This window comes from Haloglomus halophilum, from assembly GCF_024298885.1.
In the GTDB taxonomy this organism is placed as follows: Archaea; Halobacteriota; Halobacteria; order Halobacteriales; family Haloarculaceae; genus Haloglomus; species Haloglomus halophilum.
On the sequence record NZ_CP101166.1, the window covers coordinates 1,791,195 to 1,804,267 of the forward strand.

General features: G+C 69.8%; 11 protein-coding genes. 6 read left to right on the forward strand and 5 right to left on the reverse strand.

Going from position 1 to position 13,073, the window contains the following annotated elements; all coding sequences use genetic code 11:
* Positions 1 to 28: 28 nt before the first annotated feature.
* Both NL114_RS08695 and NL114_RS08700 read right to left on the reverse strand, forming a co-directional pair.
* On the reverse strand, positions 29 to 2,200 hold the full coding sequence (locus NL114_RS08695; RefSeq protein WP_254824395.1) for an amino acid permease: 2,172 nt from the start codon (positions 2,198 to 2,200) through the stop codon (positions 29 to 31).
* Complete coding sequence (locus NL114_RS08700; RefSeq protein WP_254824396.1) at positions 2,197 to 2,601, reverse strand: hypothetical protein; 405 nt, start codon at positions 2,599 to 2,601, stop codon at positions 2,197 to 2,199. The genes NL114_RS08695 and NL114_RS08700 overlap by 4 nt, the downstream gene beginning before the upstream one ends.
* 198 nt (positions 2,602 to 2,799) lie before the next feature.
* On the opposite strand from NL114_RS08700, the gene NL114_RS08705 reads away from it, so the two are divergent.
* Entirely contained in the window at positions 2,800 to 3,270 is a 471-nt protein-coding gene (locus NL114_RS08705; RefSeq protein ID WP_254824397.1) for an Lrp/AsnC family transcriptional regulator, read from the forward strand.
* 111 nt (positions 3,271 to 3,381) lie between these two features.
* Here NL114_RS08705 and NL114_RS08710 read toward each other — a convergent pair whose 3' ends face one another.
* Entirely contained in the window at positions 3,382 to 4,335 is a 954-nt protein-coding gene (locus NL114_RS08710; protein ID WP_254824398.1) for a ferritin family protein, read from the reverse strand.
* 192 nt (positions 4,336 to 4,527) lie between these two features.
* Between NL114_RS08710 and NL114_RS08715 the strand changes: the two genes are divergently transcribed.
* Positions 4,528 to 5,538: a TIGR03617 family F420-dependent LLM class oxidoreductase gene (locus NL114_RS08715; RefSeq protein WP_254824399.1), complete on the forward strand. Its 1,011-nt coding sequence runs from the start codon at positions 4,528 to 4,530 to the stop codon at positions 5,536 to 5,538.
* 106 nt (positions 5,539 to 5,644) lie between these two features.
* Here the strand turns inward: NL114_RS08715 and NL114_RS08720 are convergent, their stop codons facing one another.
* Both NL114_RS08720 and recJ read right to left on the reverse strand, forming a co-directional pair.
* Complete coding sequence (locus NL114_RS08720) at positions 5,645 to 6,616, reverse strand: DHH family phosphoesterase (RefSeq protein WP_254824699.1); 972 nt, start codon at positions 6,614 to 6,616, stop codon at positions 5,645 to 5,647.
* A gap of 172 nt (positions 6,617 to 6,788) precedes the next feature.
* Positions 6,789 to 8,282: a RecJ family nuclease gene (recJ, locus tag NL114_RS08725; RefSeq protein WP_254824400.1), complete on the reverse strand. Its 1,494-nt coding sequence runs from the start codon at positions 8,280 to 8,282 to the stop codon at positions 6,789 to 6,791.
* A 193-nt stretch (positions 8,283 to 8,475) separates the two neighbouring features.
* Between recJ and NL114_RS08730 the strand changes: the two genes are divergently transcribed.
* The 4 genes from NL114_RS08730 to NL114_RS08745 all read left to right on the forward strand — a co-directional run bounded on the left by NL114_RS08730 (position 8,476) and on the right by NL114_RS08745 (position 13,072).
* Entirely contained in the window at positions 8,476 to 9,618 is a 1,143-nt protein-coding gene (locus NL114_RS08730; protein ID WP_254824401.1) for an ABC transporter substrate-binding protein, read from the forward strand.
* Positions 9,619 to 9,748: 130 nt separating this feature from the next.
* Positions 9,749 to 10,666, forward strand: a complete 918-nt coding sequence (locus tag NL114_RS08735) for a HEAT repeat domain-containing protein (protein ID WP_254824402.1) — start codon at positions 9,749 to 9,751, stop codon at positions 10,664 to 10,666.
* A 64-nt stretch (positions 10,667 to 10,730) separates the two neighbouring features.
* A complete protein-coding gene (locus tag NL114_RS08740; protein WP_254824403.1) occupies positions 10,731 to 11,912 on the forward strand; it encodes an ABC transporter substrate-binding protein in 1,182 nt (393 codons plus the stop codon).
* Positions 11,913 to 11,914: 2 nt separating this feature from the next.
* A complete protein-coding gene (locus NL114_RS08745) occupies positions 11,915 to 13,072 on the forward strand; it encodes an ABC transporter substrate-binding protein (protein ID WP_254824404.1) in 1,158 nt (385 codons plus the stop codon).
* Position 13,073: the final 1 nt, after the last annotated feature.

Sequence of the window (13,073 nt, forward strand, 5' to 3'; positions counted from 1 at the left end):
CCAACGGGCCGACGGCGTACCGCCGCCGTCAGAAGGTCGCCCGTTCGAGGAGCCGCCGCAGGAACGGCGGGCGGCGCGACTCGTGTGGGTAGACGGTGACCGTGGTGCAGCCCGGGCTGGGGGCCACCGGCCGGTCGTCGAACAGGGCGTCCCGGAGTCCGCCGCCGGCGCCGCCGCGCACCAGCAGGTCGGGGGTCGTCGCTCGACCGCCGTCCGTGCGGGTGGTCGTGTCGTGGACCGGGACGCGGAGCAGTTCCGAGAGCTCCGTCCGGTAGTCCTCGACGGTCCGACGGCGCTCGTCGGTCGGCTCGTCGTCGGGGTACCAGAGCGAGACCGACCCCTCGCCGGCGGCCGCGACGCCCCCGGCCACGTTCACCGCCAGTGCCGGATACGGGGGCGTCCCGGAGAGGACGACCGCCTCGGCCCCGTCGTAGCCGAGGTTGTCGACCAGCAGCACGTCACAGGGGGCGTGCCGGACGACCCAGTCGATGGGGTCGCCGAGCAGCCGCGAACGGAGTCGGAGCGGCTCGTGCTCGGCGACGACCGTGTCGACGCCGCGGCTGTCGGCGACGTTGACGACCGCGTGTTTGGTGTCGTGGCTGACGACCTCGTCGGCCTCGATAGCGACGCCGAGGTCGTCGGCCAGCGACGCCATCCGGGCCTCGAACGACCGGTCGGCCGCCGACTGGACGGCCGCCTCCTCGGTCAGCGGTAGCTGGTCGGGAACCTCCTGGAACCGGACGGCGACGACACGGCCGTCGTCGGGCTTGACCAGGTCGGCGGCCAGCCGGACGAGCGCACGCTCGCGGTCGGGGTCGCCCGCCTTCGTCAGCGCGACCAGCACCTCGCGGCGCCCCTCGTCCATGGTGGACTCGACCGCCGTGAGCGACTCGCGGCCGACCTGCCGGCGGATCGCGTCGGTCGCGGCGCCCTCCCTGCTGACCCGCGGGCGGACGTAGACGAGGTACCAGACGACGCTCCCGAGGGTGATGACCACGGCTCCCGCGAGCGCGACGGTCCCCATCTGGGTGAGCAGGCCCAGCCCCGTGACGACGCCGAACACCTGCATCCAGGGGTAGAGCGGCGAGGTGAACTCCGGCTCGTAGGCCGTGCTCCCCTCGCGGAACGCGATCACCGCGAGGTTGACCATCGCGAACACGAGGATCTGGAAGGCGCTGGCCAGCTTGGCGATCTCCATGATGGGGACGAACGCGATGAGCACCAGCAGCACCGCGCCCGTGAGGGTGATGGCGTTGACGGGGGTGCCGAAGCGCTCGCTGACGGCCGACAGCGACGGCGGGGCCAGCTTGTCCCGGCTCATCGCCAGCGGGTAGCGCGACGAGGAGAGGATGCCGGCGTTGGCCGTCGAGACCAGCGCGAGGACGGCCGCGAGGATGACCGCCACCACGCCCGCCTGCCCGAGAGTGGCCTCGGCAGCGACCGCGACCGGGGTCAGCGACCCGGCGACGCTACCGGGGTCGGTCACGCCCACGAGGACCGCCACGATGACCACGTACAGGACCGTCGTGAACGCGAGCGAGCCGAGGATGCCCAGCGGGATGTTCCGTCCTGGGTCCTCGACCTCCTCGGCGACGCTGGCGACCTTGGTGACGCCGGCGTAGGAGACGAAGACGAGGCCGGTCGCGGCGAGCAGCCCGCCGATGCCGGCGTCGAAGAAGCCGGCGTAGTTGGCCGACTGGACCGCGGGGGCGCTCCCGGCCGCGAACCAGCCCAGCGCCGCCAGCATCACGACGACGATGCCGAGCTGGAGCCGCCCGGTCTGTTTCGCCCCGAAGACGTTCACGAGGATGAGGAGCGCCGCCAGCCCCAGTGCGACCGGCTGCAGCGGCAGGTCGACCAGCAAGAGCAGGTACGGGACGCCCCCGACGAGCGCGAGCGCGCCCTTGAACGACAGCGAGAACCACGTTCCAGCACCGGCGATGGTGCCGAGCAGCGGGCCCATCCCGCGCTCGATGTAGATGTAGGTGCCGCCGGCCTCGGGCATCGCCGTGGCCATCTCCGACTTCGAGAGCGCCGCCGGCACCACGAGCAGGCCCGCCAGCGCGTACGCGGCGATGACGAGCGGTCCGGCGAGGCCCAGCGCGAGCGCCGGCAGGATGAAGATACCGCTGCCGATCATCGCGCCGATGCTGATGGCCAGCACCGAGGGCAGCCCGAGGTCCCGTTCCAGCTCCTTCATAGCTCCTCGATCACCGTCCTGGTGAGTGCCGAGGTCACACAGACCGGGTCGTGTCCGGCCGCCGCGAACGGCGCCAGCCGGACCGGGTCGTGGACGAGCACGAGTATCTGGTCGGCCTCGAACCGGGTGCTGACCTGCTGGGCGAGCAGCAGGTTGCGGCTGTCCGAGCGGGTCGCTACCACGACCGTCGACGCCGCCGCCAGCGCGTCGTCGTCGAACGCCGAGAGCGGGTCGTCGCCCGCGTCGTCCGCGTCCGCCGTCGCGTCGACCAGCTCGACGCTGTGCCCGTCTGCGCGGAGCTGGTCGGCGACGGCGGCGCCGACAGCGCCGCCCAGTACGCAGTACTCGCTCGATTCCGCCTCCTCGGTCCGGCCACCGCCGGTGGGTCGGCTGAGACTCATGATGGGTGTGGGTGTCCCGCGAGCGTTGCCCGCGGGGGCTACTCGACGTTAGATGACGGAAGTGCATAAACTAGCGGATTGAAATGACGGATTGTCATTCAAAAGCTACAAAATACTCGTACTGTCTTCGAACCTCCGTCGGTCGTCGCGGGCCTCCGGCGGAAACACTGATACGGGATGCGGGCCCGCAGGGGAAGCATGAAGGACGGCGAACTGGATGCGACGGACCGGCGCATCCTCTACCACCTCCAGCAGGACGCGAGACGGACCTCGTCGAGCGATATCGCAGACGAGCTCGACCTCTCCTCGAGCACCGTCCGGACCCGGCTCAACCGGCTCGAGGAGAGCGGCATCATCCGCGGGTACCACGTCGATATCGACTACGACCTGGCGGGTTACCCCCTGTACACGAAGATCATCTGTACAGCCGCGGTCACGGAGCGGGACGAACTCGCCAACCAGGCCCGGGAGATACACGGTGTCACGGCCGTCCGCGAGATCATGACCGGCAAGCGGAACGTCTACGTGAACGCCATCGGGCAGAGCCACGACGACCTCAACCGCATCGCCGGGGAACTCGACGAGCTCGGACTCGATATCGTCGACGAGCAGATCATCCGGGACGAGTACGTCTGCCCGTACCACGGGTTCCTCGACCCGGACGAATAAGTCTGAAAAGCGGTAACTAATCTATCTATTCTGGTCTCGGAAAGTGAGCATATCATTTTGGGGGTTTGTACGCTCCAATATCTGTCATCTGGGTCGGCTCCGGGACGCTGCTCAGTCGGCGGTGAGCTCGTCGGCCGTGTCCAGCGCCACCAGCTCGCCCACGTCCGGTATCTCGGCGTCGGCGTCGGTGATAATCTCGATACGGCGCGTGAGCTTGTCGCGGGCGTACTCCACGAGCGGTACCGGGTTGATGAACTCGTCGTCGTACGTGACGATGTCGGCCACGTTCGTCATCTGGGCCTGCAGGACGTCCTGCACCCCCTGTGGGTCGACGCCGTCCTCCGCGATATGCTGCTGGACCTTGTGCATCCCGAAGCCGACGTGGCGGCCCTCGTCGCTGCGGATGTAGCTGAGCCCCTCGACCAGCCCCGGGAGGTGGGGGACCTCCGGCGCGTGGTCGAGGATGAGCTCCTCGGAGGTGTCCTCCTGGAACGCGCTCGTCAGTCCGAAGTAGCCCGTCTGCGCGAGGACGGACTCGACGACGAGGTGGTAGTGGCAGTACGCGTCCACGCGGCTCTCGGGGGTGTCATCCTCCAGCAGGCGGTGCATCGACGCCTCGACGTCGTCGAACAGGTCGACGTAGGCGTCCATGAAGTAGCGGTCGTCGGTCGGCTTCACGGGGTCCCAGCCCCGTTCCTCGGCAACCGGCAACAGCACCTCGCGCCAGTAGCGGTCGAAGAAGGCGGTGTGTTTGGCCTCCTCGTAGAGCTGCGAGGTGAGGAACAGCTGGTCGTCGATGTCGTCGAGCGCGATGGCCAGCGGCGCGAGGTCCTCGGTCACGGCCTCCTCGCCCGCGCCGAACAGCGCGAGCCCCTGCGCGAGCGCGTCGGAGTCGTCCTCCTCGAAGTCGGCCTCCATGAGGGCCCGCCGGTCCTGCGCGAGCAGGTCGTCGGCGATGTCCTCGTAGGGGTCCCAGTGGTTGTAGACGGCGTGGCGGAAGTAGCCACCCGACTGGCTGTCCGGGTCGAGCCGGAGCGACCGGCTGGCGTCGGCGTATCGACTCATGACAGCTGTCCTTGTGAATCGGTGCCAAAGGAAGTACCTCCGATGATATGAGGCTCTTGATAACTGCCCCGGCAATCGACGGTCGTCGGGCGGGTCGGCAGGGAGAACCTGGGCCGATGGCCCCCTCGCGATGCCCATCTGTACTCGTGGCCGCACCAACACCTAACTCCCCTCCCTCCGGCACGTGTTCGCATGACGGACCTCCGCATCGACGCGAGCGTTCCCGGACTGGACGAGCAGACTGCCGACCTCGCCGAGGCAGCCGAGGCCGCGGGCTTCGACGGCATCTGGGCGCCGGAACTCGATTTCGACGCGTTCCTCCCGCTCCCGGTCGTCGCCGAACACACCAGCGACATCGAACTCGGGACCCGCATCGCCACCGCGTTCGCCCGGAGTCCGATGGTCCTGGCGCTGCAGGGCTGGGACCTCCAGCGCTACTCCGACGGCCGGTTCGTCCTCGGCCTCGGCACCCAGGTGAAGGGGCACAACGAGCGCCGCTTCTCTGTCGACTTCGAGTGGAAGCGGCCCGGGCCCCGCCTGCGCGAGATGGTCGAGTCCATCAAGCACATCTGGGACGTGTTCGACGGCGAGGCGGACGAACTCGACTACGACGGCGAGTTCTACCAGTTCTCGTTGCTTCCGGAGGCGTTCAACCCGGGGCCGCTCGACTCGGGTCCGCCGGAGATCTGGGTCGCCGGCGTCAACGAGTACAACCTCAAGATGGCCGGCGGGACCGCCGACGGCCTCTGCATGCACGCCTTCAACACCCCAGAGTACACCGAGGAGGTCATCGAGCCCACCGTGCGGGCGGGCGCCGAGCAGATGAACCGGCCGTTCGAGGAGGTCACCCTGTCGGCCAGCCCGTTCGTCATCACCGGCGACGAGAGCCGCCGGGAGGCCCGCCGCGAGGAGGTCCGGGCCCGCATCGCGTTCTACGGCTCCACCCGCACGTACCACGATGTCCTCGAACTCCACGGCTGGGAGGACGTCGGGATGGAACTCCACGAGCTCTCGAAGGAGGACAAGTGGGGGGAGATGCACGGCCTCGTCACGGACGAGATGGTCGAGGCGTTCGCCATCGAGGCGCCGCCCGCAGAACTGGGCGACGAGATCCGCGAGACGTACGGCGGCGTCGCCGACCGCGTCCAGCTGGAGTTCGACCCGTCCGAGCCGTTCTGGGAGGAGGTCGTCGCGGCGCTCTGACGCGCTCCCGGAGCCCACGTCAGGCCCGGTGCCGCTCTCCCCTCGCGGGTCGCTTCGCTCCCCGCTCGGGTACTGGGGCTCGCTCGCGGTGCTCGCTGCGCCCCAGCTACTCCTCCTCGGTTTCGTCCTCCGGCAGGTTCATCGCACTCACGAGCCGGTCGGTGACGATCCCCTCGACGAACTCGACCAGTCGCTCGTCCGCCGCCGCGTCGGCGAACAGCCCGAGCGGGATCTTGCCGCCGGCCATCTCCCGGTGTCCGCCGGCGCTCCCGACATCGGAGAACGCCTCGTCCAGCGCCTCGCCGATGTGGACCCGGGAGTCGTTGGTGCGGCCGCTCAACTCGATGCAGTCGTCCACGATGCCGAAGACGACCGCGCTCCCGACGCCCTCCAGCTCGACGAGGTAGTCCGCCGACTGCGGGAGTGCGTCCCGCTCGCCAGTCCGGCCGACGTGCGAGATGAGCGTGGAGCCCCGGACCTCGCGGTTGTCGATGGCCGTGCCGAGGGCGTCGGCCGTCGACCCCGTGACCGGTGGGCTCGCCAGCTGCCGGAGCGTCTTCTCGTCGGCGTACGGGTGGAGGATGGCGGCGGCCTCGTGTTCGGCGGCGGTCACGCCCCGGAGGAAGCCGAGCGTCTCCCGGCGGACCGCGAACAGCAGCCCGGTCGCGAGCCGTCCCTCCAGGTCGATCCCCAGCGCGTGGACGTACTCGGTGAGGATGGTGGCCGTCGCGCCCGCGGTCTCCCGCCGGTCGACGAACCGCGCCTCGGCGCCCTCCGCCGGGTGGTGGTCGATAACCACGTCGATCGGCGTTCCCTCGGGGACGGCGTTGTTCTGCCCCGGGACGGAGTGGTCGACGAACGCGACCGACCGGCCGTCCAGCAGTGCCGGGTCGAACGGTTCGAGGTCGAGTTCGAGCAGGTTGACGAACGCCCGGTTCTGCTGGTGGGAGATGTTGCCGTCGTAGCAGATGACCACGTCATCGACGCCAGCGTCGCTGGCGAGCGCCGCGAGCGCCATCGCACTCGCCAGGCAGTCCGGGTCAGGGTTGTCGTGGCAGACGACGGTGAGCGACTCCATCGCGGCCAGCAGGTCGTGGAGCTCCTCGGGACGGGATGGCTCCGGGTCGGCCGGCTGCACGGCCGCCGTCTCGCCGCCCTCGTCGGCCGACGGGTCGGCGTCGGTCGACTCGTCGTGCTGTTGCATACCCGGCTCTTGGGCGGCACGCACCATGGGTGTGCGGGTGGGCCACTCAGCCCAGCTGTTCGCCGACGATGCGGTCCGCCGCCTCGATGAACGCGCGCTCCTCGCCCGAGGGGATGGTGGCGCCCGCCGCCACGTCGTGCCCGCCACCGCCGCCGCCGACAGCCTCGGAGGCCTCGCCCATCACGACCGAGAGGTCGAGGCCCTGCCCCACGAGGGCGGGTGTTCCGCGCGAGGAGACCTTCGTCTCCTCGTCGTTCTTGCGGGCGAACGCGACGATGGGCGTGTTCCGGTCGACGCCGCTGGTGCCGACCGCCATCCCCGCGATGATGCCGACGATGGTCTCGCGGATCTCCTCGCCGGCGTCGAACCACTGGAGGTTGTCCTCGCGGGTGACGCCCGTGCGCTTGACCCACTCCAGCCCCTCCGAGAGGTTCCGCCGGTGCTCGCGCAGGAGCCGGCGGGCCCGGACGAGCCCCTCGTCGCGGTCGCCGCGACAGACCGCGAGCCCCACGTCGGCACGCTCGTAGCGCGCGGTCGCGTTCAGCAGCGTCGAGAACTCGCTCGCGTCCCGGAGCTCGGTGCCGACGGGTTCGTCGAGCAGCGTGTACGTCGTCCCGACGAGGTTCTCGGCCTTGCGCGCCGGGACGCCCGAACGGACCGCCCGTTCGACCAGTCCCGACGTGATGGCCTTCTGCTCCTCGCGGGGGAGGTCCACCCAGGTCCGCCACTCCCCGTCGGTGTCCTGCAGATCCAGGTCGAGCGACTGCAGGAACTCGATGGCGCCGGCCTCGTCGTTGGAGATGCCCGGGACGAACGTGTCGGTGGCGTACTCCAGCAGCTTGGGGAGCGGGCGGGTCTGCTTGCCGTACACCGCGAGGTCCTGGGCCTCCTTCAGGACGCCCGCCGCGACGCCCTCGGCGACGATGCCGGCGTTCGCGCCGTGCAGTTCGCCACCGGAGGCCTGCATGTCCCCGACGGCGCCGACCACGGCCAGCGCCGCGAGGTCGCGGTTGTCCGCCGCATGCCCGTGCTCGCGCTCGGCACCAACGGGCTCGAGCGCGCGCGCCAGCACGTACGCCGCCCCCGCCCCCGACAGCTCGGAGGCGCCGTTCAGTCCCCGCAACAGCGGGTTCAGGTGGAACGCCGTCTCGGGCTCGCCCCCGTCGGCGGCCTCGCCCGTCGCGGGCTGGTGGTGGTCCGCGATGACGGGTTCGAAGTGGCCCGCGCGTTCGTGGGCGGCGATGATGTCGAGCTGTCCGCTGCCGAAGTCCGTGAAGAGGACGGTGTCGTAGTCCCGATTCGCGATGCCGGCGATGGATTCTGCGTCGAGCTGCTTCTCGAAGACGACTTCGTAGGGGATGCCCGCCCGCTCCAGCGCCGTCGAGGCGACGGCCGCGCTGGTCAGCCCGTCGGCGTCGATATGCGAGGCCAGCAGCACGCGGTCGGCGCGGGCGAGCCGCTCGGCACAGCGGGCGGCGTCCTCGGCGAGCTCCGGCACCGGGAGCTCGTCGGGGTCCGGGGTGGAGACGGTGGCAGCCATTGCCCGGGGATGGGTCGCTCTCCGGGTTAAACCTGCGGGCGTACCCCCAGTTGTCCCCCGCCGCTCTCTGCCGCTCTCTGCCGCTCCCCTTGCCGTCCTCTTGCAGTGCCCCGGACGCGCCCGGCTCATCCCGACTCGCTTAGGTGAACCTAAACTTCGATGCTCTTTTCAGTCCTTAGGGGAGCCTAAAGGTATGGTCGACGACAGCGGTTCGGGTCGCACGCGCAGGGACGTACTGACGGCGGGTGCCGGGGTCGGCGTCGCGGCGGCGCTGGCGGGCTGCACCGGCGGCTTCGCGGCCGGCGACGGCGATGGTGACGGTGGAGACGGTGACTCCTACACCGTCTCGATGGTCCCGACCGGGGATGTCACCCTCGACGGGGTCCCCGAATCCGTGACGAACTACTTCCCCGGCTACGCCGACATGGCGGTCGCGCTGGGCCACGGCGACTCCATCAACAGCGTCGGCGTCAGGTCCCGCTACTACACCGGTGTCTACGAGGAACTGGACGGCGTGAGCATCGACAAGGACTCGCTCACGGAGCTGTACCAGAGTGGCATCGACACGGAGGTGTTCTACGAGCTGGCCGGGGACCTCCACCTCATCGACCCGAACTGGCTGCGCAACAACTTCGGCGGCGTCGAGCAGGCCGACATCGACGAGCTCGCCGAGAACGTGGCCCCCTTCTTCGGGAACACCATCTTCCGGCGGACGGACTCGTGGCACGACTACCGGTACTACACGCTGTACGAGGCGTTCGAGAAGGTCGCCGAGGTCTACCAGGAGACGGAGCGGTTCCAGTCGTTCCAGTCGCTCCACGACGACCTGCTCGCGTCGGTCCAGGCCGACCTGCCGCCGGCGCGGGAGCGCCCGAACGGGCTGCTCTGCTTCGCCGCCGGCGACGAGCCCGAGCTGTTCTACCCGGCCCGCCTGAGTGACAAGGGGACCAGCAAGAAGCAGTTCCACGACCTCGGCATCTCCGACGCCCTCGCTGGCAGCGGCGTCGAGGGGCTCTCGACGAACGACCGCGGACAGATCGACTACGAGGCGATGCTGGAGGTCGACCCGGACTCCATCCTCATCCGGGGCCACGAGACGAAGACCGAGCAGGAGTTCCGGAACACCGTGCTGTCGTTCATGCAGGACCACGACACGGCCTCGCAGCTCACGGCGGTCCAGGAGGGGCGGGTGTTCCGCGGCGGCCCCATCTACGAGGGCCCCATCCAGAACCTGTTCCTCACCGAGCGGTTCGCGACGGCGTACTTCCCGGATGTCTACTCGGGGGAGCTGTTCGACCGTGACGAGGTGGCGAGCATCATCACCGGGGATAACTGAGATACTGGCGCATTTCGGTTCCTACTATGCGAGCGATGCGATAAAATCTGCAGTACGGAACGGGAGGCGCAACCAGGCGACAAACGCTCCATGCCGCCGGATTCACCACACTCCCCGACGACCACCCCACATGGACTCGGACCTCCTCCTCGACGCCGCCCGCGACGGGCCCGAGGCGTTCGCCGACGCGCTCTCGGACGACGGCGACGCCCGGCACGAACTCGCCACCGCGCTACGCGACCGCGCCGAGAGCGACCCTGCCGCCGTCGCCAACGCGCTCGCCGGCCTCGCGCCACTGCTCGACGACGACCGGGACTCGACCCGGCTGCTGGCCGCGAAGACCTACCTCGCGGTCGCCGAGGCCGACCCCGAGGCGGTGCCGACGGGGCCGCTGGAGGACGCCCTCGACGACGAGTTCTACTACGTCCGGGCGCGGGCCGTCCAGGCGCTCGGGCGGGTCGCCCGCGCCAGCGGGGAGGTCGACCCGTCGCTGCTGGCCCGCCTGCTGAACGGGCTGGAACTCGAACGTGAGGAGTCCCGCGAGCGATACGCGGGTGCGCTTGCCGACTGCGCGCTCGCGGACCCGTCGGCGCTCCGCACTCTCGTCCCCGACATCGCCGAGGCACTGGACGACGACTCCGCGGTGGTCCGCTACCACCTGACGACGGCGCTGGCGGCGGTCGCGCGGGTGGAACCGGCCCGCGTTGCGGTGGTCACCGATGCGCTCGAAGCGTGCCTCGGGGACGAGGAACCGTACGTCGCCGGCCGCGCGGCGGAGGCGCTGGGAGACGCCGGGGTCGCGGTCGACATGGATGCGGTGGCCGTCGCCGAGGACGATGCGGACGGGGATGCGGACGACGAGGCGCTCGCGTTCCGCGACGAGCGCGTCGCGGTTGCGACCGGCGACACGGAGGGACGCGACCTGCCGGCCGTCGCCGAGGGGCACGACGCCGCGGCCGCGGCGGTGGCGACGCCGGACGACCCGGTGGACCCCGCACTCCCGCCGGGGCATCCGGGCGGTCTCGGCGGGCCGGGCGACCCTGCCTGACCGATTCGTTTAGGCTGGCCGAAAAATCGACGGGTTCATGTATTGTTAGGCGGGCCTAAAATACATGCCACGACGACCCACGCGGCGCGACGTACTGGGTGCGGGAGCAGCGACCGGAGCGGGCCTGCTGGCGGGCTGTACGGACTCGCTTCCGAGCGACGACGGGTCGAGCGGCGGCGAACGCCCGACCGACACGGAGGACTCGTACACGGCGACCCTGTCGCCGGTCGGCGAGGTGACCCTCGAGGAGCCGCCGACGGACGTGTTCACCCACTTCCCGTGGTTCCCGGACATGGCCACCGCGCTCGGTCACGGCGAGAGCGTCAACTCCCTCTGGTGGGACGGCACCGCGGCGGCCCTCGAGTACTTCACCGCCGGCATGGATGGCGTCGAAATCGCGTGGGCGGATGCGGCGGGGGAGTACGGCTTCACGAAGGAACAGCTGTACGAACTCGAAAGCGACCTCCACCTCGTGGACCCCGCGTGGGTGACGACACAGGACAACTGGAGCAGGGACGACGTCGACGAGATCGCGAACAACGTCGGCCCGTGGTTCGGGAACTACTACAGCAGCTATCACGCCAGCCCCCCCGACGCGTGGGCCGACGGGTACGAGTACCACACGCTGTGGGACCTGTTCGACGGCGTCGCCAGCCTCTACGGGGAACGGTCGCGGTACGAAGCGCTCGCATCCGTCCACGACGACCTCCTCGGAACTATCGAGGCGGACCTCCCACCGGAGTCGGACCGGCCGACCGTCGCGTACCTCTCCATCTCGACGGACCTGTCCGCCATCTACGTGCTCCGGCTGAACGCTGCCGGCTACTGGAACACCCACACGCGACCGCTCGGAGCCGTCGACGCCTTCGGCGACGAGCAGTGGGAGGGCGCGTTCAAGCAGATCGATATGGAGGCGTTGCTGGACGCCGACCCCGACGCGATACTCGCACTGTGGACGGTCACGGAGTCCGTCGACTTCGAGCAGATGGAGCGGAACCTGCGGGACGACCCGGTCGCGAGCGAGGTGACCGCCGTCCGGAACGGCCGGGTGTACGCGCAGGGGACGCGGTGGCAGGGGCCGTTGATGAACCTGTTCCAGACGGAGATGACGGCCAAGCAGCTCTATCCCGAGCGGTTCGGTACGTGGCCCGGCTACGAGAACGGCGACACGTATCCGGCGTTCGGCGCCGACGAGCAGCTGTTCGACCACGGCCGGGTGGCCGACATCATCAACGGGGAGTTCTGACGATGACGAGTGACGACACCACGACGACCGAGGCACCGACCCGACGCGATGTCGTGAAGCTGGGCAGCGCGGCGGCGGGTGCGGGCCTGCTGGCGGGCTGTACCGACTCGCTGCCCGGTGATGGTGGCAGCAGCGACGGCGGCGGGGACCCGACCGCGACCGACACCTCGTACACCGTCTCGATGGAGCCCGTCGGCGAGGTCGAGTTCGATGCCGTGCCCGAGACCTGGGTGTCGTTCACCGGTGACTGGGCGGACATGGGCGTCGCGCTCGGGCAGGCCGAGGGGCTCGAAGCGGTCGGTATCAAGGCCCGCTACGCCTCGCACTACTACGACGAGCTACCGGGCGTCTCCGTCGACACCGGAGCCATCGGCGAGCTCTACAACGAGGGCATCGACAAGGAGCGGTTCTACGACATCGGCGCCGACCTCCACGTCATCGACCCGAACTTCATGGTGAACCGGCTCGGGCTGAGCGAGAGCGATGTCACGGAACTCCGCGAGAACGTCGCACCGTTCTTCGGGAACACCAGCTTCTCGACCGTCTACGACTGGCACGACGGCTACCGCCACTACGACCTGTACGAGGCGTTCGGGAAGCTGGCCGGGGCGTTCCAGCAGGAGGCCCGCTACGAGGCGTTCGCGGGCTACCACGACGAGGTCGTCGCGGCTGTCGAGTCGCGGCTCCCCGAGGAGCGTCCGGACGTGGCCGTCCTCTTCCCCGCGGACGCGCCACCGGAGTCGTTCTACCCGTACCTCATCGGCGAGGGGACCCAGTCGAAACAGTGGCGCGACCTCGGTGTCGGCGACGCGCTCGGGACGGCTGGCGTGACGGACGCGCAGGCCGGCGGCGGGCGGATCGACTTCGAGACGCTGCTGGACATCGACCCGGACGTGCTGGCGGTCCGGCTCCAGGGCGAGGTGACGGACGAGGCGTTCGAGGAGCGCATCGTCTCGCATCTGGAGGCCCACGACGTGGCGAGCGAGCTGTCGGCGGTGCGGAACGACCGCGTCGTCTACGGCGGCCACACCTACCAGGGTCCCATCATCCATCTGTTCCAGCTGGAGCGCGCCGCACAGGGTGTGTACCCCGACGAGTTCGGCGGCGAACAGCTGTTCGACCGGCAGCGCGTCGCGGACATCGTCGACGGGGCGGTCTGAG

What these genes read in the sequence shown, in the direction of transcription:
- NL114_RS08695 (WP_254824395.1), bottom strand. Translation starts at nt 2,200, where the DNA reads ATGAAGGAGCTGGAACGGGACCTCGGGCTGCCCTCGGTGCTGGCCATC.
- NL114_RS08700 (WP_254824396.1), bottom strand. Translation starts at nt 2,601, where the DNA reads ATGAGTCTCAGCCGACCCACCGGCGGTGGCCGGACCGAGGAGGCGGAA.
- NL114_RS08705 (WP_254824397.1), top strand. Translation starts at nt 2,800, where the DNA reads ATGAAGGACGGCGAACTGGATGCGACGGACCGGCGCATCCTCTACCAC.
- NL114_RS08710 (WP_254824398.1), bottom strand. Translation starts at nt 4,335, where the DNA reads ATGAGTCGATACGCCGACGCCAGCCGGTCGCTCCGGCTCGACCCGGAC.
- NL114_RS08715 (WP_254824399.1), top strand. Translation starts at nt 4,528, where the DNA reads ATGACGGACCTCCGCATCGACGCGAGCGTTCCCGGACTGGACGAGCAG.
- NL114_RS08720 (WP_254824699.1), bottom strand. Translation starts at nt 6,616, where the DNA reads ATGGAGTCGCTCACCGTCGTCTGCCACGACAACCCTGACCCGGACTGC.
- recJ (WP_254824400.1), bottom strand. Translation starts at nt 8,282, where the DNA reads ATGGCTGCCACCGTCTCCACCCCGGACCCCGACGAGCTCCCGGTGCCG.
- NL114_RS08730 (WP_254824401.1), top strand. Translation starts at nt 8,476, where the DNA reads ATGGTCGACGACAGCGGTTCGGGTCGCACGCGCAGGGACGTACTGACG.
- NL114_RS08735 (WP_254824402.1), top strand. Translation starts at nt 9,749, where the DNA reads ATGGACTCGGACCTCCTCCTCGACGCCGCCCGCGACGGGCCCGAGGCG.
- NL114_RS08740 (WP_254824403.1), top strand. Translation starts at nt 10,731, where the DNA reads ATGCCACGACGACCCACGCGGCGCGACGTACTGGGTGCGGGAGCAGCG.
- NL114_RS08745 (WP_254824404.1), top strand. Translation starts at nt 11,915, where the DNA reads ATGACGAGTGACGACACCACGACGACCGAGGCACCGACCCGACGCGAT.